A 22,652-nucleotide genomic window follows, 5' to 3' on the forward strand; every position below is an offset into this window, starting at 1 on the left:
CATGATCTCCAGCGAGCGCCAAGAACACGCGATCTCCACCAGGCTGGTCTCGCCGTCCGCAGTGAGTGAGCACCCGTCGAAGACCAACGACTACAACAGCTTCGCCGAGGCGTACACGGCCGCGAACGAGACCAACCTGACCAATGCCTACTACGAGAGGCCCGCGATGCTGGCCCTCGCCGGAGACGTGGCCGGGCGGCGGATCCTCGACGCCGGCTGCGGCTCGGGGCTCCTGTTCGCCGCGCTGCGCGACCGTGGCGCCACGGTGAGCGGCTTCGACGCGAGTGCCGAGATGCTGCAGCTGGCCCGCCGGCGGCTCGGCGACGGTGCGGACCTGCAGGTAACGGACCTGGGCAGCCCGCTCCCTTACCCCGATGACACATTCGACGATGCCGTCGCGTCCCTCGTGCTGCACTACTTGGAGGACTGGGGTCCGGCGCTGGCCGAGCTGCGGCGCGTACTCAAGCCCGGCGGTCGACTGATCGCTTCTGTCGACCATCCCTTTGCCGTCGACCTCATCCATCGCGAGGCCGGCCTCGATGCCGGGTACAACTACTTCGACACCACCAAGTGGACCGTGGAGTGGACCATCGGCGGACAGACCGCCCTGGTGAGTCGCTGGAACAGGCCGCTGCACGCGATGACCGAGGCTTTCACCGGAGCCGGTTTCCGGATCACGGTCATCAGCGAGCCGGAGCCCGATCCCGCCGCCCGCGAGCGGTTCCCCGAGACCATCGCGGCCGAGCCGCGCTTCCTGTGCTTCCTGTTCTTCGTCCTGCAGGCCGACTAGCAGGGGCTGTGCGGCGGAAGGTGCGAAGTGACTTGCTGCAGAAAGAGGATGTGCCTCAGGCCGAGTCCCGCACAATCAGCTCCGGATCGAAGACCACCGACGTCGGCTCCGTACGCACCCCCCGTATGTGCTCCTCGAGCAGCCGGGCCATCTCCGCGGCCATGTCCTCCACCGGCTGGCGCACCGTGGTGAGCTGCGGGCTGCAGGTGACCGCGATGGTCGAATCGTCGAAGCCGACCACGGCCACGTCCTCGGGAATCCGGCGCCCGTGCTCGCGCAGCATCTGGCACACGCCCTGCGCCATGAGGTCGTTCGCGGCGAACACTCCGTCCAGGTCGGGGTGTTCGGCCAGCAGACCCGCCATCGCGGACATACCGCTGGCCAGCGTGAACCCGCCCTCGGCGATCGGCACGTACGGGCGTCCCTGGCGGGCCATCGCGTCGCGGAACCCGTCGAGCCGGTTCTGGCTCGCCCGTACGTCGAGCGGTCCCGCCACGGTGACGATCCTGCGGCAGCCGCGGGCGAGCAGATGGTCGGCCGCCTGCCGTCCGCCGTCCCGGTGGTCGAGGTCGACATAGCTCAGCGCGACCGGCCTGGCCGGGCGCGCGAAGAGCACCGCGGGCAGACCTTCGGCGGCGAGCAGCGCGGGCAGCGGGTCCTCGGGGTGCGTGGACACCACGAGCGCACCGTCGGCGCTGCCCTGACGCAGATACGACAGGACCTCGGCGCGCGCCTCCGCGCTCTCCGCGAACATCAGGACCGGGTGCATGCAGCGGGGACGGAGATGCCCGATGACCCCGCTGACCACACGGCCGAAGAACGGGTCGGCGAACACCCGGGCGGTGAAGGCGTTCTGGTCCTGCGCCGAGACGCCGCCCGCAGGAACGCCGTCCGCGGAGGAGTCGCCCGCGCCGGAGACGACCAGGGCGACCGTCCCGCTGCGCCGTGTGACCAGGGATCTGGCGGCGCGGTTGGGTGTGTAGCCGGTACGTTCGATCGCCCGCCGGACCAGATCCTGGATGCTCGGGTCGACGTTGCGCACGCCGTTGATGACCCGGGACACGGTCGCCCGGGACACTCCGGCTTCCCTGGCGACATCCTCCAGGGTCGGGGCCTGTCGGTTCATGCCCCGCACCATAACTGTGCTGCCGGTCCGCTGAATAGAGCGCTCTCCCATGATCGTGCACCGGCCGCCCACCCACCGCGCCGCTCACTCCTCGCCGGCCAGCCGCACATCCAGGGCGAGCCGGTGGTCCCCCGCCGAACGTCCGACCAGGAAGCGGCAGCGCCCGGGCTCGGCGCGCCACCCACCGTCGGCCACCGACCAGTGCATCAACAGCCGCCCCGGCACCTGCACTTCGGCCTCCGCCTCCTGACCCCCTGCGGCGCGTACCGCCGCATGCCCCACGAGCCGGAGCTCGGGGTGCTCCACCGCCGCACCCGGCCGCGCCAGATACACCTGGACGACTTCGCGGCCTTCTCTGGAGCCCGTGTTGCGCACGCGCACCGTCACAACGAAGTCCTCGCCCGCGCGGACGGCTGTCGGCCCGGTGACCTCCTCGTACGACCAGGTCGTGTAGCCCAGACCGTGCCCGAACCAGTACGCGGGTGCGCGCCGCCCGCGCCGTACCCAGGCGCGGTAGCCGATGTGCAGGCCTTCGGCGTAGTCGAGCCGCCCCGCGACGGGCCGGGTCCGTGAGACCGGTGCGTCGGCGAGCCGGACGGGCCAGGTGGTGGGCAGCCGTCCGCCGGGCTCCGTCCGTCCGAACAGCACGTCGGCGAGCGCACCGCCCGCTTCCTGGCCGGGAAACCACGACAGAAGCAGCGCACCGACCTCGTCGCGCCAGGGCATCTCGACCGGTCCGCCGCTGTTGACGACGGCGACCAACCGGGGGTTGGCCGCGGCCACCGCCCGTACCAGCGCGTCCTGTTCGACGCCCAGGGCGAGCGAGCAGCGGTCGCTGCCCTCGCACTCGGTGTGCTCGGTGGTGCCCACGGCCACGACGACGGCGTCCGCCGCCCGGGCCGCCGCCACCGCCTCGGCCAGCGCCGTGTCGAGGTCCTGGTCCGGGGGCGCCGCGCTGAGCACTGTCGCCCGTCCGGTGTCCGGCGCGAGCTGCCGGGTGGCCACCACAAGCACCCCGCGCCCGGCCGTCAGTTCCACCCGCGCCTGCACGCCGGGCGGGTTCACGTGCACCACCGCGGGATCGTCCGTCGTCCGCGGGAACTCCCCGTCGAGTACGGCGGTTTCGTCCACGCTCAGCCGCATCCGTCCGAAGCCCGCGAGGCCGAGCGTCCACGTCCCGGAGATCCGTGGCCGGAGGCGGGCGCTGAGCTCGACCGTATGGGCGCCGGGCGGCAGCGGCGGCTCCAACTGGCGCCCGGAACGGCGGTGTTCGGAGTGCAGCGACCGCCCGGCAGCATCGAGGACCCGCAGCCGCAGTCCCGGCTTCCCGGTCAAGGGGTCGGTGCACAGCTCGGCATCCAGCGGCGGCGCGGGGCACCTTGGCGCAGGACCCGGCACGTGGACGACGCGGGCCCGGCCGCGCAGTGCGGCACGTATGCCGTCCAGGAACGACACTTCGGCGTGCGGGAAGACCCCTGCGCTGCCGCCGCCTTGGGTGCGTGTGCGTGCGGCGTGCGCGCCGACGACCGCCACCGTCCGCAGCCCTGCCGGATCCAGCGGCAGCACCTGCCGATTGGCGAGCAGCACCATCGCGGAGGCGGCGGCGCGGCGGACCAGCCTGCGGGTGCCGGCGGAGCGCGGCCGCCCGGCCGACGCCCCTACCGTTCGCTGCTGCAGCCAGGCGGCGAGCCGCAGTAGCCGGCGGACCTTGTCGTCGATCGCGGCCTGCGGCACGAGACCGTCCTCGACCGCCCTCGACAGGGCCTCGCCCCAAGGCCCTTCGGGCCCGGGCATGACCAGGTCGAGGCCGGCCTTCGCAGTGTCCGTGGTGGTGCGTACGGCGCCCCAGTCGGAGACCACGACGCCGTCGAAGCCCCACTCGTTCTTCAGCGGGTCGGCGAGCAGGCCGTTGGCGCTCATCGTGACGCCGTTGACCTGGTTGTAGCCGGCCATGACCAGCCGTACGCCGGCGGCCACGGCCGCTTCGAAGGGCGCGAGGTAGACCTCGCGCAGCACCCGCTCGGCCACCCGGACGTCGACGGTGAGCCGGTCGGTCTCGGCGTCGTTGGCCACATAGTGCTTGGCCGCGGCGGCCACACCCCCGGCCTGGATCCCGCGGATCAGCGCCGCCCCCATCCGGCCCGTGAGTTCCGGGTCCTCGGAGAAGCACTCGAAGTGCCGTCCGCCGAGCGGGCTGCGGTGCAGATTGAGGTTGGGCGCGAGCACCACGTCCACGCCCTTGCGCCGCGCTTCGGCGGCGAGCAGTCCGCCGAGGGACTCGACCAGCTCCTCGTCCCAGGTCGCCGCGAGTGCGGAGGCCGAGGGCAGCAGCACCGAGGTGCTGCGTTCGTCCCAGCTCTGGCCGCGTACTCCCGCGGGGCCGTCCGAGAGCACCGACTCGGGCAGCTGCACCGCCGGTTCGGCGTGCGTACGCCAGGTCGTGGCCCCGGTGAGCAGCCGCACCTTCGCGGCCGGGGTCAGCTTGTCAAGAAGCCGGTCGAGTTCCTCGTCGGTCACGCAGACCTCCTTTCGTAGGGCATACGGATCAGTTCTTCGGGCGCAGGGACCGGACCTTCAGGCGGACCGGTCAGGCGTAGACGCCGAGCTCGTACAGCGAGTAGCCCCAGCCGGTACCGCGGGCGGTTCCGTGCACCCGGACATAGCGTCCGGTGGCGGAGACGTCGAAGGAGTCCACGCCGCCGTTGCCGTCGGTCACCTCGCGGACGGTCTGCCAGTTCTGTCCGTCGTCCGAGGTCTGGATCGTGTACGCCTTCGCGTAGGAGGCCTCCCAGACGAGCTGGACGTGCCGGAACGCGGTCCGCGCACCGAGGTCGACGGTCAGCCACTGGGGGTCGCTCCAGTCACTGGCCCAGCGGGTGGTCGGGCTCGCGTCCACGGCGTTGGCTGCCGGGCACGGGCAGTCCCCGTAACTCTGCTGAAAGGAGGACGCGGTGGCCGGCTTGCCCCGCGCCACGTTCGTGCCGTCGGGTGTGGGCGGCACGACCTTCACCGACCGTGTCTCCACGCCGACATTGCCCCGGCCGTCCTTGACCTTCACGTACACCTTCCAGACTCCGGGCCTGTCGGGTGCCGTGACTTTGAGGCGGCCGCCGCCGAGGTCGGTGTGGGGCAGGGTGGTGAGGTACTTGCTCTGGTCGATGTAGTTGCTGCCGACCTGCACCTCGTACGAGAGCGCGTCGCCGTCCGGGTCGGTGACCTGCGTGGTGAGGACGAGGTCGCGGCCCGCCTGCACCTTGGTGGCGTCGCCCTCGATGCCGAACTGGCCGATCACCGGCGGGGTGTTGTCGCCGGAGGTGTCCGCTCCGTACGCGCGCTTCACCGCGTAGTACGCGAGCCGCCTCTCGCCGGCGGGCAGCAGATTGAACCAGATGCCGCCGAAGTCGTACTCGAGGCCGTAGTGGAAGAGCGTGGCGCCGAGCGCGACGCCCTGGTGGCCCTTGATGCAGTCCCAGGCGCGGGTGTAGCCCTCTGCCTTGGCGCGGCCGGTGGGCTCCTCGGGCACACCGTTGATGTCGTCGGGCACCTCCCATTCACCGGCCGGGCCCGATTCGGTGACGATGTACGGCTTGGTGTAACCGCCCTGCTCCCAGGCCGACTTCACGTCGCACACGGCGTCGTAGGAGTTGACCGCGTACAGGTCGAGGTCGGGTGCGTTGCGCTGGTAGTAGGGCCAGGCGCCGACCCAGGCGTCGGTGGAGGTCACGGGGTGGTTCGGGTCCACGGCGTGGATCTTCTTGGTGACGTCGTTGACGAAGGCCGTGTACGCGTTGCGCTGGGTCTCCAGCTCGGTGCCGCTGTAGCAGTTCTGCAGACCGAGCACCGATTCGTTTCCGACGTTCCACATGAGTACGCCCGGGTGGTCCTTGTACTCCTGGACCCACCTGGGGAACTCGTCGAGCATCTGGTTCTTGTACGCGGTGTCCGTCACGTAGTTGACGCAGCCGCCGCTGCCGGGACCGCCGCCGGGCTGCAGCCAGAAGCCCGCGATCACCTTGAGTCCGTGGGCGGCCGCGGAGTCGAACAGGGGTTTGCTGGAGGCGTCCGTGCCCCAGGTGCGAATGGTGTTGACCCCCATGGATCTGAGGTCGGGCATATAGCGGTCGGCGTCGGCCACCGAGGGGCCCCAGGTGAGGCCCTTGATCTGGTACGGGCCGCCGTCGACGGTCAGTTGCCAGGTGCCCTGGCCGCCGGTCACCTTCACGACGCTCGGGGCGGCTTGGGCTTGCTGGGCGGGCAGCACGAGGACGGTGGCGGCGAGCACACCGGCGGTCAGTGGCGCGGCTATGCGGCGCGCGGGAGTTCTGGATCGGGTCATCGTTGCCTCTCGGGAGAACGGGTGCGGGTGCTGGAGGTGCGACTGCGGAGGGGCGCGTGGGTGCGCCACGGGAGCCGGCCCGGGCCCGGCGCGGGGAACGGGACCCGGGCCGGCCGGTTCAGGGCAGTTCGTAGTTCTCGTTCAGCGCCGCCCCGGCCTCGGGGTGCGTCTCGTCGTAGCCGCGCGCATTGCACTGCAGACCGCCGACGACACAGTGGTCCACGAGGGCCTTCAGGGTGCGGTCGTCCCAGGCGTTGAAGAAGTCGTAGTGGAACGACCAGGCCTCACCGGACGACAGCCGGACGTTCGACAGATCGCCGTTGACGGGGAAGGCCATCTTGAACTCGATCATCGGCAGCGCCACGGGGTGCGAGGCGGGGCAGATGTTGTTGTTCGTCCCGGGGTTGACCACCGGATACGCCATGTGGCTCTGGTGGTTGGGGGTGTCGAGGTACTTGCCGTCCCAGCAACTCGGCGCCTGGAAGCGGATGTTGACCTGGACGTCCTCCCGCTCGGGGCAGCTGGTGGGGAAGTCGGTGTTGAAGAAGCTGTCGCCGCACTCCCAGCCCTCCACGAACCCCTTGTGGGCGCGGAACTCCTCGCGGGTCTGCAGCGGGCTGCCGACGACATAGCGCAGCCCCTTGGGGAACGGCCGGACGCTGGTGTAGTCGGTGACGCCCGCCTTGTAGTAGATGACCTGCGGTCCGACGGGCAGGACCGGCCGGTCGCCGTCGAGCAGCGTGGGCATCCAGTACGCCGACTTGTCGCCGGGCGCGAGGCACTTGGTGCCGCCCGCCGACAGCGAGGCCGTGGTGCTGGCCGCGTCGGTGGTCGTATTGCCCATGAACGTGTGGTCGTGGGACCTGCCGGGCTGCTGCGGATAGACGATCGGGTCGTCGGGACGGGTGTGGGTGACCGAGCAGTTGGCCTGGAACTCGTGGAAGTAGCGGTGCGGCGGCTCCTTGGTGGAGGGTTCGACGCCGGTGACGGGCGGTTCGGCGGGGATGTATCCGTCGCCGTCCGGGTCGTCGGCGGCGGCGCGGGTCGAGGCGGCCATGCGGTGGCCGGCGTGGGCGGCCCCGGACTGCGTGACGGATGCGCCGGCCGACGCGGCGCCGCCCGGGGGCGGACCGTCGACGCTGGACGCCACGCCGCCTATGCCGAGCGTGGTCAGCAGCAGGGCGCCGGCGATGAGGCTCCCTGAGAGGACTTTCGATCTCCGTGGCATGGAGAACTCCTGGACGCTGGAAGGACGGTGGGGGTCGGGTGGCCACCCGCGCCGGCGGGCGACCACCCACGGTGCGCCTTCCAAGGGAAAGCGGGAGAGCGCTCTCCCACTGCGGGAGTGTTGAGGCGCTCGCATACGAGTGTCAAGCGATCCGACCGAAGGAATCGCGCAACGGAACGTACTGCTGGGCCTCTTGACGGCTGCTGACTCCCCCTGAAGCATGCTCGTTCGGAGAGCGCTCCCCCACCCCTGTTCGTTCATTTCATGAACCAGGAGAGCCAGCCATGCCCCCGACAACCCCCCTCAACTCCTCCGCAGCGCACGACGGTTCGGCGGTCGGAAGACGCGCCGTCCTGGGCGCCGCCGCCACGGCCGCGGTACTCGGCGCCACCACCGGCCATGCCTCCGCCGCCCCCTCACCTGGCGCGCAGCGCCGGCGCAACCTGCCCGGCGGCGGCGACCTCGGCCCCAACGTGATCGTCTTCGACCCGTCGACGCCCGGCATCCAGGCGAAGCTCGACGAGATCTTCCGCGCACAGGAGTCGGCCCAGTTCGGCACCGGCCGCTATGCGCTGTTCTTCAAGCCCGGTACGTATCACGGGCTCAATGCCCAACTCGGCTTCTACACCTCGATAGCGGGACTCGGCCTGACCCCCGACGACACCACCATCGACGGCGATGTGACCGTCGACGCGGGCTGGTTCAACGGCAACGCCACCCAGAACTTCTGGCGCTCGGCGGAGAATCTGGCCCTCGTCCCGGTCAACGGCACCAACCGCTGGGCGGTGTCCCAGGCCGCTCCCTTCCGCCGGATGCATGTGCGCGGCGGCCTCAATCTGGCGCCCGACGGATACGGCTGGGCCAGCGGCGGCTACATCGCCGACAGCCGGATCGACGGCCAGGTCGGACCGTACTCGCAACAGCAGTGGTACACCCGGGACAGCGCGGTCGGCGGCTGGGTCAACGCGGTCTGGAACATGGTGTTCTCGGGCGTCGAAGGCGCACCGGCGCAGAGCTTCCCCGACCCTCCGTACACCACGCTCGCCACCACGCCCGTCTCGCGCGAGAAGCCGTTCCTGTATCTCGACGGCGGCGCGTACCGCGTGTTCCTGCCGGAAAAGCGCACCGGCGCCCGCGGGGTCAGCTGGGGATCGGGCACGCCGCGCGGCACCTCGCTGCCGCTGGAACGGTTCTACGTCGCCCGTCCCGGAGACTCGGCGGCCACCATGAACCAGGCGCTCGCCCAGGGCCTGCACCTGCTGCTGACCCCGGGCATCTACCACGTGGACCAGCCGATACGGGTGGACCGTCCGGGCACCGTCGTCCTGGGCCTCGGCTACGCCACGCTCATACCCGACGGCGGCGCCACGGCGATGAAGGTCGCGGATGTCAGCGGCGTACGGCTGGCCGGCTTCCTGATCGACGCGGGACCCGTGAACTCCCCCACCCTCGTCGAGGTCGGCCCGCAGGGCGCGTCCGCCGACCATGCGGCCGACCCGGTCACGGTGCAGGACGTGTTCATCCGGGTCGGCGGCGCGGGCGCCGGCAAGGCGACCACCGGCATGGTCGTCAACTCCCGCCACACGATCATCGACCACACGTGGATCTGGCGCGCCGACCACGGCGAAGGGGTGGGCTGGGAGACCAACCGCTGCGACTACGGTCTGGTGGTCAACGGCGACGACGTGCTGGCCACGGGCTTGTTCGTGGAGCACTTCAACAAGTACGACGTGCAGTGGCACGGTCAGCGCGGCCGCACGGTCTTCTTCCAGAACGAGAAGGCCTACGACGCCCCGAACCAGGCCGCGATCCAGAACGGTGCGGTCCGGGGCTACGCGGCGTACAAGGTCGCCGACTCCGTGACGGAACACGAGGGGTGGGGCCTCGGCAGCTACTGCTACTACAACGTCGACCCGGGCATCGTGCAGGACCACGGCTTCGCGGCTCCGGTGACACCGGGCGTCCGCTTCCACGGGCTGCTCGTGGTCTCCCTCGGCGGCAACGGCCAGTACGCCCATGTCATCAACGACACGGGCGCCCCGACCTCGGGCACCTCGACGGTGCCGTCCACCGTGGTCTCGTATCCCTGACCGTCGGCCGGTGGCTGTCAGGCCCGGTGGACCACCTCCCCGGCCACCGCCACCACCTCCGCGACCGTCCCCGGGATGTCCTGCGGCGCCGCGCGCAGGATGTCCCGGGACAGGACCACGAAGTCGGCCTTCTTGCCGACCGACAGCGAACCCAGCTCGTTCTCCAGGAAGTTGGCGTACGCCGAGCCCATCGTGTAGCCGTGCACGGCAGTGGCCACGTCCAGGGTCTCCTCCGGCTGCCAGGGCTCGCCTCCTGCGAGAGGGCGCCGCGTCACCGCCGTATAGATGCCGATCATGGGGTCCATCTCCGCGACGTTCCAGTCGCTGGAGAACGCGAGCGGCGCACCCGCCTCGTGCAGGCTGCGCATCGGCCACGCCTTGTGCCAGCGGTCGGGTCCGACGTTGTCCGCCCAGTCCTTGCCCGGGCCGGCGACCTCGGGTGCGCAGTGCCGTGGCTGCATGCAGGCCACGACGCCGAGCTCGGCGAAGCGCCCCGTATCGGCCGGGTCGAGGCATTCGACGTGCACGATCTGATGGCGGGCGTCGCGCGGCCCGTTGATGCGCCGGGCGTGCTCGAACCCGTCGAGGGCGACGCGGATGCCCCGGTCGCCGGTGGCGTGCACGAAGCACTGGAAGCCGTGCGCATCCAGCTTGGTGAGCAGTTCGGCGAACTCATCGGGCGGGTAGTACGTGGTTCCGCTGTGGTGGCGGCAGCCCGCGTACGGAGCGAGCAGAGCGGCGGTGCGCGGCTCCACCACATCGTCGATGTAGAGCTTGAGCGGTCCCACGCGCAGCCGGTCGCCGCTGTGGCGGCGGGCCGCGGCGGCGAACTCGTCGAGGTCGGCGTCGCTGGTGCCGCGCGGGTGGAAGAGCGCCGCCACGAGCCGGGAGCGGAGCCGGCCCTCGGCCCGCGCCCGCTCGAACAGAGCGAGGTCGTCGAGGGAGTTCTGGGGTTCGACGACGGTGGTGATGCCGTAGCCGATCGCGTCGTCGAGTGACTTGGCGAGGCGGCCGTACTGCCGGTCGGGCGAGGCCCAGGGCACACCGAGGGCGCGCAGCGCGCGATGCCCCTCGCGCGACAGCCCCTTGATCGCGAAGTCCTTGATGAATCCGGTGGGTTCACCGGTGACGGGGTCGGTCTGCGCCGTCCCGAACGGCAGCTCCGTACGGTCACGGGTGACGCCGAGGCGCCGCAGGGCGGCGGTGTTCAGCCAGGCGGTGTGGACGTCGTAGCTCAGGACGATGGCCGGGACGGAGCCGGTGACCGAGTCGAGGTCGGCGGCGGTGGGCAGGCGGCCGCCGCCGAGCGCCGAGTAGTCGAAGGCCTCGCCCTCGATCCAGTCGGCGTCCGGGTGCGCGGCCCGCCACGTCCGTATCCGCTCGTGCACCTCGTCGAGCGTCGTGGCGCCCGCGAGCTGCACGCAGGCGGCGTCGGATCCGAGGCGTACGTGGTTGTGCGCGTCGATGAACCCGGGGAGCACGAGCCGCCCCTCTGCGTCGAGCACCTGCGTGTCCGCCCCGGTCCACTCCCCCGCGTCCGCGTCGTCCCCGAGCCAGACGATCCGGCCGTCCCGTACCGCCATCGCCTGCGCCTCGGGCAGGTCCGGGTCGACGGTGTGGATGCGCGCTCCCCGTACGAGAAGGTCGGCGGGGCGGGGGTGCGGATGGGTGGTGCCGGGGCGGTGCATGGGGCGACTCCTGTGGTCGTACGGGGTGTGGTGCGGTGGGGGTTCAGCGCGAGGCCGTGGGGGCCGTGCGGGTGCTGAGCGCCCAGTAGGCGAGCGCTGCGACGACGGACGAGGCCAGGCTGAGGTCGGCGCCGCCGAGCGGGGTGACGAGCGGGCCGGTCCACAGCTCCGAGTCGCAGGTCAGGGCGCCGAAGGCGATGCCGGCGAGCAGGGCGGTCAGGCCGGCCGGGTGGTAGCCGCCGCGGTACCAGTAGGCGCCGGCGCGGCCGGAGTGAAGGGATTCGTTGTCGTAGCGGCAGCGGCGCAGCACCATGTCGGCGAGGAACACACCGCCCCAGGGCGCGAACACGATGACCAGCAGCGACAGGAACGACAGCAGGGCGCTGGTGAAATCGCCGAGGAACAGCGCGTACACCGAGCCCCCGAGTGTCACGGCGGCGCTGATCACGATGGCTTTCGCGCGGCTCCAAGGGATGCCGAGGACCTGGAGGTTGAGGCTGGACGAGTACAGCGTGATGATCGAGTTGGTGACGCAGCCGCCGAGGACGAGCGCGAGGAAGACCGGCTTGAACCAGCCCGGAAGCAGCGTCTCCGTACCCGCCACGGCGTCCGTCAGATCGGCCTGTGTGGCGGCGGCCACGCCCGCGACGCCCAGCGCCACGGAGGAGACGAATCCACCGAGGGCGCCGGCCCAGGTCAGGGAGCGCAGCGAGGTGGTGACCGGCAGATAGCGGGTGTAGTCGGCCGGCATCGGCAGATACGAGAACGGGCCCGCGAGCGCCACCACGAAGGCGAGGCTCCACCCCGCGGCGCCGGGCGCTCCGCCTTGCGTGGAGAAGTCCGCGCCGGGCAGGACGAACACGAGCAGCGCGCCGAACCCCGCGGCCAGGACATAGGCGAGCCAGCGCTCGGCGAACTGCACGGTCGCGTGTCCCCACAGGGCCACGGCGAAGGTCAGCGCCATCGTCACGGCGAGGGCCGCGGCGCGTGCGCCGGTGCCGTGCCATCCGAGGTGGGCGAAGAAGGCCTCCAGGGCGAGGACGCCGACGACGGTGTTGACCACCGTGTAGCCGATCGAGACGACCCAGTTGAGCAGCCCCGCGGGCCAGTTGCCGCGTACACCGAACGCGGCGCGGGAGATGACCAGGGTCGCCGTGCCGGTGCGGACGCCGCTGTAGCCCGCGGCGCTGATGGCGAAGAAGGCGAGCCCGCCGATGACGACCACGCCGGTGGCCTGCCAGAAGTTCAGGCCGAAGGCGACTGCCAGGGCTCCGTTGATCACGTAGGTGAAGGTGAGGTTCGAGCCGAACCAGAGCCAGAACAGATCCTTCGCACCGCCGTGGCGCGCGGACTCGGGGATGGGGTCGATGCCATGGGTCTCGATCTGGAAGACCTCGTCCCGGCCCTGATCCCGTGGTGCGGGCGGGGACGGTTGCGTACGCGTCTTGGTCATCGGCGGCGCCCTCTCCAGGCAGGGTGCATGCGGCGGGCATGCGTTTTGAATGCCGTTCTATTTCTTAGAACGGCATTCAAGATGGAGGGTGGCGGCACACGGCGTCAAGACCCTGACGGATAAGGTCGGAAGCCGACGGGCCGCAGACGCCCGGACGGCAAGCGAAGGAGCGCGGGGATGGCGGTGCGGGAGCGCGAAGGGCGTTCGGGGCGACCCTCGCCCGAGCGCATCCTCGAGGAGGTCATGACGGCGGTCGCCGAGCACGGCCTCGCGGAGCTCACCATGGCCTCGCTCGGCCGGCGGCTCGGCATGAGCGGCGGCCATATCCTCTACTACTTCGGCAGCAAGGACCGGATCTTCCTGGAGGCCCTGCGCTTCAGCGAGGGCCGGCTCGCCGAGGAGCGGCGCGCCCTGCTGAACCGGCGGGTGACGGCGGAGCGCAAGCTGGAACAGTTCCTCGATCTGTATCTGCCGCGCGAGGCCCGCGACCCGCGCTGGATGCTCTGGATCGAACTGTGGGCCCGTACGCCGTCCGACGAGGAACTGCGCACGGCGCAGGACGAACTCGACGCGGGCTGGCAGGAGGACCTGACGGCGCTGCTTGCGCGCGGGGTCCGGCAGGGACGCTTCGCGGCCCACGACTGCCCGGCGGTCGCGAGTCAACTCCTCGCGCTCCTCGACGGGTTGAGCACCCGGGTCGTCCTCGGCCTGCGCGGCGCCGAACGGGCGGCGGCGCTGGATACGGCGCGGGCGGCGGCGAAGTCGCTGGTGCCGCGGGCCTGAGCCCCGCGGATACGACGGCCGCCGCCGAGCACCCCCGTCAGCGCCGGGAACCCACCAACTCCCCCGGCCGGTAGGGCACATACGCCGCGCCGTCCAGGCCGAGCTCGACCGCCGCACGCTGCAGGACGTGCGGCTGGGCCCGGTCGTCCCAGCGGCCGGTGTCCAGGCGGTGCTCCATGGCGTGGACGGCTGCCACGTACTCGGCGGTGGTGAAGGCGCAGTGGCCGGGGCGGGCCACGTAGGCCTGGCGCAGCAGGGGTGCGTCCGCGGCGGCCCGTACGCGGTCGGCGAAGGCGTTCTCCTGCTCCACCGGGACGAGTTGGTCGGCGATGTTGTGCACGTTCAGGAGGGGTACGTCGAGGCCCTGTCCGGCCGTCGAGGTGCGCTGCGCCGTGCGTACCGCCGCCGGGTCGGCCGTGATGTGCGCGTCGCGGGTGAGCGTGGCCAGGTCGGCGCCCAGGTCGAGACCCGCGGTGCGGTAGAGGGCACGCACCTGCGGGGCGTGTGCGGAGGCGGCGAGCAGGCGCGCGTAGTCGACGCCCTTGGTGCCCGAGGGGTTGCCGCCCACCGCCTGCTCGATGTGGTAGCGGCCGAACTCGATGAAGTTCAGGACCCCTTGGGCCAGCCAGGCGTACTGCTGCTCCTCGTGGGCCACCTCGTCGTGCCGCGGCGGAGGGGTCGCCCCGGAGTGCCAGGGCGGGAGGTTGAGGTAGGCGGCGGCGAGAGCGATCCGGGCCCGGCCCTGGGGCGTGGTCTGCGCCGCCTTCACCGCGGCGGTGAGACGGTCGGCGGTCGCCGTGGCCTCCGCCGGGCTCGCGAAGTCCACCAGCTTCAGCTGTTCGCCGGGGAGCAGCAGGCGAGCAAGGGCGTGTTCGGCGTCGAGCTGGTAGTTCGACAGATCGATGCCGCCGGCGACCAGGCCGCAGAAGCCCAGCGCGCCGTCCACCCGGCCGTCCGCGTCGCGGGCGATCTGCGCGTTGACGAGACCGCCCATCGACTGGCCGACCGAGATGGTGCGCTCGGGACGGCCGGCGGCGCGGCCGAAGGCCTCGATGGTGGCGAACTGGTCGCGCTCCGCACTGCTCAGGGCCCACCACGACCCGGCCGGATCGTAGGAGGAGCCCGCCAGCGCGTAGCCCTCGGCGAGCAGCCGGTCGCGTACGGCGGGGCTCGGCGCGTTGGCGGCGACGGTGGGGCCGAAGCCGTGGGCGAACAGGAGCAGGGTGCCGTTCCAGTCCGCCGGCACGTCGGCGATCCAGGCGGCGCCGTCGGCGAGTGTGCCGGTGAAGTGCTGCGGCGGCGCGGCCGGTTGGGGCCGCGCTGCGGCCGTTCCGGTGACGGCCGGCGCCGTGACGGCGAGGAGGACCGCCGCTGCCAGGGAGACGAGGGTGCGCTTCGGGCGTACGGGCATGGCGAGTCGCTCCGTTTCATCGGAAGGCATTCGTACGGAGGCACGGGTGCCGCGCGCAGTGCGCGGGGCACCGGAATGTAGGGCGGCTTTCCGACTGTCGTCAACGATCCGCACAACATCCCGAAAACCCTTCCACCGGGCGGAAGTTGCCTTGCCTGCGCGCTTGTCACGCTCCGACTCTGGTCGCACCATCGCGGCGGAGCACAGCCGCTCCGCCCCGCGGCGAGAGGAGTGCCATGCCGGCCTTTGCGAGGAACCAGTGGTACGTGGCGGCCTACGGACACGAGGTGGGCCGGGAGCTGATCGCCCGGACCGTCCTCGGCGAGCCGATCGCCTTCTACCGGACCGAGGACGCCGCGGCCGAGGTGGTCGCACTGGCGGACCGCTGTGTGCACCGCCGCTTCCCGCTGTCGCAGAGCCGGCTCGACGGCGACACGGTGGTGTGCGGCTACCACGGCTTCACGTACGACAGGACCGGCACCTGCGTGTTCGTCCCCGGCCAGAAGCGCATTCCGCGGACCGCCCGCGTGACCTCGTATCCCGTGGTGGAACAGGACTCCTTCGTCTGGGTCTGGATCGGCGATCCCGCACTCGCCGACCCGGCGGCCGTTCCGCGCGCGCCACACCTGTCCGACCCGGCCTGGGTCTCGGTCAGCGGTATGGAGCCCATCGACTGCGACTACGGACTGCTCGTCGACAACCTCCTGGACCTTTCGCACGAGACGTATCTGCACGGCGGCTACATCGGCACCCCGGAGGTCGCCGAGACCCCGATCACCACGGAGGTCGACGAGGGCGCGGGCATCGTGCGGGTCAGCCGGCACATGGACGATGCGGCCTGCCCGCCGTTCTACGCCCGCTCCACCGGCATCGAGGGCCGGATCACCCGCTGGCAGGACATCGAGTACCACGCGCCCTGTCTGTATCTGCTGCACAGCCGCGTCGCCCCGGTCGGCGTGCTGCCGAACCCGGACGGCACCGACCCGCACGCCTTCCACACCGAGATCACCTATGCCATCACCCCGTCCGCGCCCGGCAAGGTCTACGACTTCTGGGCGGTCTCGCGCGACTTCGCGAAGGACGACCCCGAAGTCACCACGTTCCTGCGGGACTTCAACCACAAGGTGGTGATGCAGGACGTCGACGCGCTCAACATCCTGCAGAAGGCCCTGGACACCGAGCCGGAGGGCTACCAGGAGTTGAGCATCAACATCGACACCGGCGGCCTCGCCGCCCGTCGTATCCTCGCCCGCCTGGCCGAGGCGGGCGCCAAGCCCGCGGAGCAGGTGTCGTGAGCGGCGCCCCCACGGCCCAGGCGACGTACCGCGCCACCGCCGAGGTGTACCGGGTCGACTGGCAGCCCGGCACGGACCTGCTGCACGGCGTCTGCCACTGCGGGGCCGAGCACGTCGAGGAGGACCCCGTCGCCCTGTGGCAGTGGATGCTCGCGCACCCCGAGGGGCACACCGTATGACCGAGCAGACCCTGAATCGGGGTGTCACGACCGAGCGCGGTCAGGAACCGGCCGCCACGGCCGAGCTCACCCTTGAACTGGTCGTCGCGCAGCGGCAGTTCCCCGCCCGGGGCGTGCTCGCGCTCACCCTGCGCGACCCGTCGGGCGGTGAACTGCCCGCTTGGGAGCCCGGAGCGCATATGGACCTGCTGCTCCGCGAGGGCCTCGTACGGCAGTACTCGCTGTGCTCCGACCCTGCGGACAGGAGCAGTTGGCGCATCGCGGTCCTGAGGGAGGAGCCGGGGCGGGGTGGATCCGCTCACGTCCACGAGCAGTTGACCGAGGGTGCGCGGGTGCGGGTGCGCGGCCCGCGCAACAACTTCGCGCTCCGCCCGGCGCCCCGCTACCGCTTCATCGCCGGCGGCATCGGCATCACCCCGATCCTGCCGATGGTGCGGGCCGCCGAGGCCGCGGGCGCCGACTGGTCACTGCTCTACGGCGGCCGTACCCGCGCCGCCATGGCCTTCACCGACCAACTCGCCCGCTACGGCGACCGGGTCCGCCTCGTCCCGCAGGACGAGGAGGGGCTGCTCGACCTCGCGTCGTATCCGGGCGAGCCGCGGCCGGACACGCTCGTCTACTGCTGCGGTCCCGGCCCGCTCCTCGACGCGGTGGAGCAGGTGTGCGCCTCCTGGCCGCCCGGATCCCTCAACGCCGAACGCTTCCAACCGCGTTCACCGCTCCACGACTCCGCCGACCACCCCTTCGAGGTGGTCCTCGCCCGCACCGGCCGCACCCTCACGGTGCCCACCCATGTCTCCGTGCTCGACGCGGTGCGCGCGGCCGGGACCGAGGTCCTCTTCTCCTGTACGGAGGGAACGTGCGGCACCTGTGAGACGGACGTCCTGGAGGGCACACCCGACCACCGCGACTCGTTGCTGAGCGAGGAGGAGCGGGCGGCGGGCGAATCGATGATGATCTGCGTCTCGCGCTGCCGGGGGTCAAGGCTGGTACTCGACCTGTGAACCCAGGCGTGTGGTGGGGCAGCGTCAACAGACCGGCCACGGGCCGGTGAGAATGGCGCGATGAAGAGAACCGCATGCTCGGCGGCGCTGATCTGCGTCGGAGCCCTTGCACTGCTGGCCGGCTGCACCACCGGCAGTGCCCCGCGCTCCGACCGCCCCTCTGCCGCTCCCGGCCCCACGGCCACCACCACCGTCGCGCCCGCTGCCGCGGTCCAACTGGCCGATCGCTACCGGCAGTCCGGCGGAGCGCGCGATGTGTACGGGATTCAGCGGAGCTCCGGCCCTGCCGGCGTACCCCTGCTGGTCGTGTGGACGCGCGACCCGGACGACAGCGCCGAGACGTTCGACGACCTCAAGGGGTCGATCATCGGCTTCCTGCAGCGCGAGGAAGGGCTTTCGTTGAGGCGGGGCTACTTGATGGACGTCTTCGGCCGGGATGGTTCGCTGCAGCACCGCCTCGACGCCCGCCCCTAGCTCCGCGCACCCGGGTGTGGTTGGCCGGCCTCCAGGTGGCCGGGGGGGACGTCGCGGGTTCTCAGCCGCCTCCCCCGTCCTTCGCCGCCCGCCGCCGCTCCCACCAGCCCTGCGCACTCGGGACCAGGCCCCGCGGCAGATACAGGACGACGAGGATGAGCAACACCCCGTACACGGCATAGGACATGACGGCGGGTGCGTAACCGGGCATGCCCTCGGCGGTACCGAGTTCGTTCAGCTGCTGGAGGAGGAGCGTGATGGCGGCCGCTCCGACGAGCGCGCCCCAGATCGTGCCCAGGCCGCCGATCACCGCCATGACGACGAACTCGAAGGACAGCAGTACGGGGAAGGAGCCGGGCGCCACGTACCCGGTGTAGAAGGCGTAGATCCCGCCCGCGAGGCCCGCGAAGCCCGCCGAGAGACTGAAGACCGCCAGCTTGTACGCCACGACCGGCACGCCGGCGGACTCGGCGGCCACCTCGCTGGTCGCCAGGGCCCGCAGCCCGCGGCCCGGACGCGAGGCGATCACATTGCGGGCGACGAGCACGACCAGGGCCAGCGCGCCGAGTGCCAGATACGCGTACGAGGACGTGCTGGCGAACTCGTAGCCGGCGACGGTCAGCCGGGGCACGCCCTGCAGGCCGATGTCGCCGCCCGCCCATTCGTTCTGGCCCACGATGTTGAGCAGGATGAGCTGCATCGCGAGCGTGGCGAAGGCCAGTTGGTGGCCGCGCAGCTTCAGCAGAGGTATGCCGATCAGCGCGGCAATGACCGCGGCGGTCAGGGGTGCGGCGGCCAGACCCAGCCAGGTCGGTATGTCGTGGGTGGCGCTCAGCGCGGCCGTGTACGCGCCGATGAGGTAGAACGCCGCGTGGCCCAGGGAGACCTGTCCCGCGTACCCCATCAGCATCGACAGGCCGGTGACCACGATGGCCGAGAGCAACAAGGTGACGTAGACGGCGACATCGGAGCCCGCGAGCAGCTGCGGCAGCAGCAGGGCCACCACCGACACAACGAGGACGGCCAGGACGCGCGGCCGCCGCAGTCGGGCGGCCAGGCCGGGTCCGGGCGCAGGGGTGGTGGCCGTGGCCGGTCGGAGCGTCACCTGCTTCATCTCGCCTTCTCGTACAGGGTGGTTCATGTCGCCTCCTCGTACAGGGCGGTGTGCCGGCGGGCCCGCCAGACCATGACCGCGAGCATCAGGGCCAGGGCCACGACGCTCTGGTACGAGGCCTCGTAATAGCCGGCGACCATCGACTCCGCGACACCGAGGGCAAGGCCGCCGACCAGGGCCGGGCCCAGCCTGACCAGGCCGCCGAGGATGGCGGCGGCGAATCCGTTGGTGATCAGCAGGACGTCGCTGTGGTACGAGACGGACTGCAGCGGGGTGACGAGCACCCCGGCCACGCCGCCGAGCATCCCGCCGAGGGTGAAGGCCACAAGTCCCATACGGGTCACGTCGATACCGACGGCGCGCGCGGCGTACGGGTTGGACGCGCAGGCGCCGAGCGCCTTGCCGAGGTAGCTGCGGGTGAAGAACAGGCCGAGCGCCGTGAAGCCGAGCGCGGCGGCTCCGATCACGAGGAAGTACTGCTTCTGCAGATGCGCGCCGCCGATCTCGACGGCTCCGCCGAGCCCGGCGAACGAGTGCGGGTCCTCGCCCCAGATGAGGATCTCCCCCGCGTACGCGAGGAAGCCGATGCCGAGCGTGACGATCAGGGCGGACTGCGGGCCGGTGCCGCGGCGGCCGATCGCCACGATGCCGACCAGCAGGCCTGTCGCGCCTGCCACCAGGACGGCCGCCACCTCGGCCACGCCGTGCGGCAGCCCCGCCGAGAGCAGCGAGCCCGCGGTGAGGCCCGCGACCACGGCGAACATGCCCTGGGCGAAGTTGACCACGCGGGTGACCCGGTGGATCGTCACCAGGCCGCTGCCGAGCAGCGCGAAACCGCAGCCGACGGCGAGTCCGGAGATGAGGTACTGCAGGAAGTCGCTCACTCCCCGTCTCCTTCCGTGTCGGGTGCGCCGGAGGGCTCCGCCGCACCGCCCAGATACGCGGCGGCGACCTCGGCGCTGTCCGCGAGCTGCGCGGATGGCCCCTCGGTGCGGATACGGCCCGATTCGAGGACGTATCCGCGGGTGCAGAGGTCGAGGGCGAGGCGGGCGTTCTGCTCGATGAGGAGCACAGCGAGCCCGCGGGATGTGTTCAGCTCGCGGAGGTGCTCGGCGAGCGCCGCGGTGATCAACGGGGCCAGTCCGAGGGAGAGTTCGTCGACCACCAGGACATCCGGGTCGGCCATGAGTGCGCGGCCGAACGCGACCATCTGCTGCTGACCGCCGGAGAGCGCGCCCGCTTTGCGGCGGCGGATGTACGCGAGGTCGGGGAGCACCTCGTACACGCGGGATGTGTCGCGGGCGGCGGCCCCGCGCGAGCGCAGCGGCCAGGCGCCGAGCCGCAGGTTGTCCTCGACGTCGAGGTCGGGGAACATCTGCCGGCCCTCGGGGACGAGCGCCGCCCGCCCGTGGAGACGGACGCTGCCCGCCGCCGGCCTGAGCAGCCCCATGACCGCGTCGACCAGGGAGGACTTGCCCGCGCCGTTGGGCCCGACGAGGGCCACCGCCTCGCCGGCGCCGACCGTGATGCTGACCTGGTCGACGGCGGTGGCGGTGCCGTAGCGGACGACGAGGTCTTCGACCTCGATCACCGCCGTGAGCGGGTCCGCGGACGCGGCGGTCCCCTGCGGGGAGAGGCTCATGCCGCGCTCTCCTGCCCGAGGTAGGCCGCGAGCACCGCTTCGTTGTCGCGGATCTCCCGCGGGGTGCCCTCGGCGATCTCGCGTCCGAGGTCGAGCACGGTGATCCGGTCGGCGAGGCGGGTCACGAACGCCACGTCGTGCTCGATGAGCATCATCGTCAGGCCTTCCTGGCGCAGGCTCTCAATCAGCTGGGCCAGCGCCTCGCGTTCGCCGGCCCGCAGCCCGGAGGCCGGTTCGTCGAGCAGCAGGAGCCTTGGCCGGGCGCACAGGGCCCGTGCCACCTGCAGGGCGCGCTGCTGTCCGAGCGGCAGGACGTCGGCGGAGCGGTGGGCCCAGTCCTTCAGGCCCACGCGTTCGAGCGCCGCCAGGGCGTCGGCGGTGATGGCGGCCTCTTCCCGGTGGTGGCCGGGCAGGCGCAGCGCGGCGGAGAGGAAGCCGTGGCGGGTGCGGGCGTGCGCACCGACCATGACGTTCTCCAAGGCGGTCATACGGTGGAAGAGCCGCGCGCCCTGGAAGACGATCGCGATGCCCAGGCGGGCACGGCGGTGCGCGGAGAACCGGTCGATGCGCTGCGGGAGTCCCACCCCTCCGTCCGTGGCCGGGGTGTAGTGCACGGTGCCGTGATCCGCCGTCAGATGGCCGCTGATCATGTTGAACAGGGTTGATTTCCCAGCCCCGTTGGGGCCGATCACGGCACGCGTCTCTCCTTCGGCGACGCTCAGGGACACATCGCGTACGGCATACACGCCGCCGAAGGCACGGCTCACATCTTCGATACGCAGCAGAGGATCGGCGGCCGTCATCCCGCGTCCTTCGCAGCCTCGGCCAACTGCTCGCGGCCCCACTCGGTGGGGACGAGCTTGCCGTTCTTCACCTGGTTCATGGAGATGTTGACGACGTTCAGGCCGGAGTGGTCGTCGGCGCTGTACTTGTAGCGGCCCGTGGGCGTGACCAGGTCCATCGACTCCAGGGCGTCGCGGACCTTCGCCTTGTCCGTGCCGCCGGCCTTCTCGAACGCGGCGGCGATCAGCTGCACGCCCGCATAGCCGTCCATGGCGAACTGCGGCGGCTCATAGCCGTACTTCTTCTCGAACGGGTCCGCCATCTTGTCGATGACGTCCTTCAGCTTCCCGTCCGGGAGTTCGTCGCCGACCACGCCGACGGCGCTCTGCACGAACACGCCTTCGGCGGCGGCCCCGGTCGGCTGCAGCCACAGCTTGCTCGCCTGCGAGGCGGTCATCACCAGCGGCATGTCGAGTCCGGCGGAGGCGTACTGCTTGGCGATGGTCACGCCGGGCGCTCCGCTCGCCCAGACGGCGAGTGCCTGCGCGCCGGAGCCGCGGACGTGGGTGAACACGGAGCTGAAGTCGGAGGCATTCGTCTCGTAACGCTCTGTCTGCACCAACTGGACGCCGTACTTGGACGCGTACTTCTGCATGCCCGCGAACCCGGCCTGCGCATAGGCGGACTTGGTGTCGTACGCGACGGCGATCTTCGTGATCTTCTCCGCCTGGAAGTAGCGCAGCATCGACTCGGCGTACTTGGAGGAGGTCGCCGGGACGACGAAGGTGTGCGGCCGTACGGGGTCGACTTGCTCGTCGGCGGGTGCGAGCGAGATGTACGGGATCTTCTCGCGCTCCGCCAACGGCTCGACCGCCAGAGCGCAGTTGGAGAAGGTCGAGCCGATGATCGCGTCGACGCCCTGGTCCTTCAGCTTGTTGAAGTGCACGACGGCCTGGTCGGGTGCGGTCTTGTCGTCGAGCGTGGTCAGCTTGATCTTGCGCCCGTCGATGCCGCCCGCCGCGTTGATCTGCTCGACCGCGAGCTCGACGGTCTTGGCCGCCTCGGTGCCGAGCGGGGCGTAGTTGCCGGAGAGCGACTCGATGAAGCCGAGCTTGATCTCCCCCCCGCCGTCGGAGCCGGCTTCGCCTCCGCAGGCGGTGACGGTCAGGGCGACCGCGGCGAGCAGGGGCAGGACTCTGCGCATGGAAACCTCCCGATGATGCCGCGCCCGGCGACGGTGAGGGATGCCCGGGCGA

The 22,652-nt window shown here is 71.3% G+C and carries 19 protein-coding genes; 7 read left to right on the forward strand and 12 right to left on the reverse strand.

Annotation, left to right across the window (positions count from 1 at the left end; genetic code table 11):
- Window position 1: 1 nt before the first annotated feature.
- The gene (locus tag H9Y04_RS40135; RefSeq protein ID WP_187819184.1) at window positions 2–790 is read left to right on the forward strand and encodes a class I SAM-dependent methyltransferase; all 789 of its coding nucleotides are present in this window, start codon (window positions 2–4) and stop codon (window positions 788–790) included.
- Window positions 791–845: 55 nt separating this feature from the next.
- On the opposite strand, the gene H9Y04_RS40140 is transcribed toward H9Y04_RS40135, so the two are convergent.
- From H9Y04_RS40140 to H9Y04_RS40155, 4 genes are all read right to left on the reverse strand, one after another.
- Entirely contained in the window at window positions 846–1,916 is a 1,071-nt protein-coding gene (locus tag H9Y04_RS40140) for a LacI family DNA-binding transcriptional regulator (RefSeq protein ID WP_187819185.1), read from the reverse strand.
- An 84-nt stretch (window positions 1,917–2,000) separates the two neighbouring features.
- A complete protein-coding gene (locus H9Y04_RS40145; protein ID WP_187819186.1) occupies window positions 2,001–4,433 on the reverse strand; it encodes a glycoside hydrolase family 3 C-terminal domain-containing protein in 2,433 nt (810 codons plus the stop codon).
- A gap of 70 nt (window positions 4,434–4,503) precedes the next feature.
- Window positions 4,504–6,252 carry a discoidin domain-containing protein gene (locus H9Y04_RS40150; RefSeq protein WP_187819187.1) on the reverse strand — a complete coding sequence of 583 codons (1,749 nt, stop codon included), beginning with the start codon at window positions 6,250–6,252 and terminating at the stop codon, window positions 4,504–4,506.
- Between the two features lie 118 nt (window positions 6,253–6,370).
- Window positions 6,371–7,480 carry a DUF1996 domain-containing protein gene (locus tag H9Y04_RS40155; RefSeq protein WP_187819188.1) on the reverse strand — a complete coding sequence of 370 codons (1,110 nt, stop codon included), beginning with the start codon at window positions 7,478–7,480 and terminating at the stop codon, window positions 6,371–6,373.
- A gap of 284 nt (window positions 7,481–7,764) precedes the next feature.
- Here H9Y04_RS40155 and H9Y04_RS40160 point away from each other — a divergent pair, with 284 nt between their 5' ends.
- On the forward strand, window positions 7,765–9,570 hold the full coding sequence (locus tag H9Y04_RS40160) for a pectate lyase-like domain-containing protein (protein WP_187819189.1): 1,806 nt from the start codon (window positions 7,765–7,767) through the stop codon (window positions 9,568–9,570).
- Window positions 9,571–9,587: 17 nt separating this feature from the next.
- Here the strand turns inward: H9Y04_RS40160 and H9Y04_RS40165 are convergent, their stop codons facing one another.
- Window positions 9,588–11,258: an amidohydrolase gene (locus tag H9Y04_RS40165; protein WP_187819190.1), complete on the reverse strand. Its 1,671-nt coding sequence runs from the start codon at window positions 11,256–11,258 to the stop codon at window positions 9,588–9,590.
- Between the two features lie 43 nt (window positions 11,259–11,301).
- The gene (locus H9Y04_RS40170; protein WP_187819191.1) at window positions 11,302–12,711 is read right to left on the reverse strand and encodes a purine-cytosine permease family protein; all 1,410 of its coding nucleotides are present in this window, start codon (window positions 12,709–12,711) and stop codon (window positions 11,302–11,304) included.
- Window positions 12,712–12,888: 177 nt separating this feature from the next.
- Between H9Y04_RS40170 and H9Y04_RS40175 the strand changes: the two genes are divergently transcribed.
- Window positions 12,889–13,494, forward strand: a complete 606-nt coding sequence (locus tag H9Y04_RS40175; RefSeq protein ID WP_187819192.1) for a TetR family transcriptional regulator C-terminal domain-containing protein — start codon at window positions 12,889–12,891, stop codon at window positions 13,492–13,494.
- A 37-nt stretch (window positions 13,495–13,531) separates the two neighbouring features.
- Here the strand turns inward: H9Y04_RS40175 and H9Y04_RS40180 are convergent, their stop codons facing one another.
- Complete coding sequence (locus H9Y04_RS40180; RefSeq protein ID WP_187819193.1) at window positions 13,532–14,905, reverse strand: alpha/beta fold hydrolase; 1,374 nt, start codon at window positions 14,903–14,905, stop codon at window positions 13,532–13,534.
- 236 nt (window positions 14,906–15,141) lie between these two features.
- Between H9Y04_RS40180 and H9Y04_RS40185 the strand changes: the two genes are divergently transcribed.
- The 4 genes from H9Y04_RS40185 to H9Y04_RS40200 are packed head-to-tail and all read left to right on the forward strand — an operon-like array spanning window position 15,142 to window position 17,857.
- On the forward strand, window positions 15,142–16,200 hold the full coding sequence (locus H9Y04_RS40185; RefSeq protein ID WP_187819194.1) for an aromatic ring-hydroxylating dioxygenase subunit alpha: 1,059 nt from the start codon (window positions 15,142–15,144) through the stop codon (window positions 16,198–16,200).
- A complete protein-coding gene (locus tag H9Y04_RS40190; RefSeq protein WP_187819195.1) occupies window positions 16,197–16,379 on the forward strand; it encodes a hypothetical protein in 183 nt (60 codons plus the stop codon). The genes H9Y04_RS40185 and H9Y04_RS40190 overlap by 4 nt, the downstream gene beginning before the upstream one ends.
- On the forward strand, window positions 16,376–17,383 hold the full coding sequence (locus H9Y04_RS40195; protein ID WP_187819196.1) for a PDR/VanB family oxidoreductase: 1,008 nt from the start codon (window positions 16,376–16,378) through the stop codon (window positions 17,381–17,383). Before H9Y04_RS40190 ends, H9Y04_RS40195 begins: the two co-directional genes overlap by 4 nt.
- Before the next feature lie 60 nt (window positions 17,384–17,443).
- Complete coding sequence (locus tag H9Y04_RS40200; RefSeq protein ID WP_187819197.1) at window positions 17,444–17,857, forward strand: hypothetical protein; 414 nt, start codon at window positions 17,444–17,446, stop codon at window positions 17,855–17,857.
- Window positions 17,858–17,918: 61 nt separating this feature from the next.
- Here H9Y04_RS40200 and H9Y04_RS40205 read toward each other — a convergent pair whose 3' ends face one another.
- From H9Y04_RS40205 to H9Y04_RS40225, 5 genes are read right to left on the reverse strand one after another with little or no spacing between them, the layout of a single operon-like run.
- A complete protein-coding gene (locus H9Y04_RS40205) occupies window positions 17,919–18,998 on the reverse strand; it encodes a branched-chain amino acid ABC transporter permease (protein ID WP_214662129.1) in 1,080 nt (359 codons plus the stop codon).
- Window positions 18,995–19,855, reverse strand: coding sequence for a branched-chain amino acid ABC transporter permease (locus tag H9Y04_RS40210; RefSeq protein WP_187819198.1), 861 nt, complete (start codon window positions 19,853–19,855; stop codon window positions 18,995–18,997). Before H9Y04_RS40210 ends, H9Y04_RS40205 begins: the two co-directional genes overlap by 4 nt.
- Window positions 19,852–20,613, reverse strand: a complete 762-nt coding sequence (locus H9Y04_RS40215; protein ID WP_187819199.1) for an ABC transporter ATP-binding protein — start codon at window positions 20,611–20,613, stop codon at window positions 19,852–19,854. The genes H9Y04_RS40210 and H9Y04_RS40215 overlap by 4 nt, the downstream gene beginning before the upstream one ends.
- A complete protein-coding gene (locus H9Y04_RS40220; protein WP_187819200.1) occupies window positions 20,610–21,416 on the reverse strand; it encodes an ABC transporter ATP-binding protein in 807 nt (268 codons plus the stop codon). The genes H9Y04_RS40215 and H9Y04_RS40220 overlap by 4 nt, the downstream gene beginning before the upstream one ends.
- Window positions 21,413–22,600: an ABC transporter substrate-binding protein gene (locus tag H9Y04_RS40225; protein ID WP_187819201.1), complete on the reverse strand. Its 1,188-nt coding sequence runs from the start codon at window positions 22,598–22,600 to the stop codon at window positions 21,413–21,415. The genes H9Y04_RS40220 and H9Y04_RS40225 overlap by 4 nt, the downstream gene beginning before the upstream one ends.
- Window positions 22,601–22,652: the final 52 nt, after the last annotated feature.

Source organism: Streptomyces polyasparticus, from assembly GCF_014493765.1.
GTDB classification, from domain to species: domain Bacteria; phylum Actinomycetota; class Actinomycetes; order Streptomycetales; family Streptomycetaceae; genus Streptomyces; species Streptomyces polyasparticus.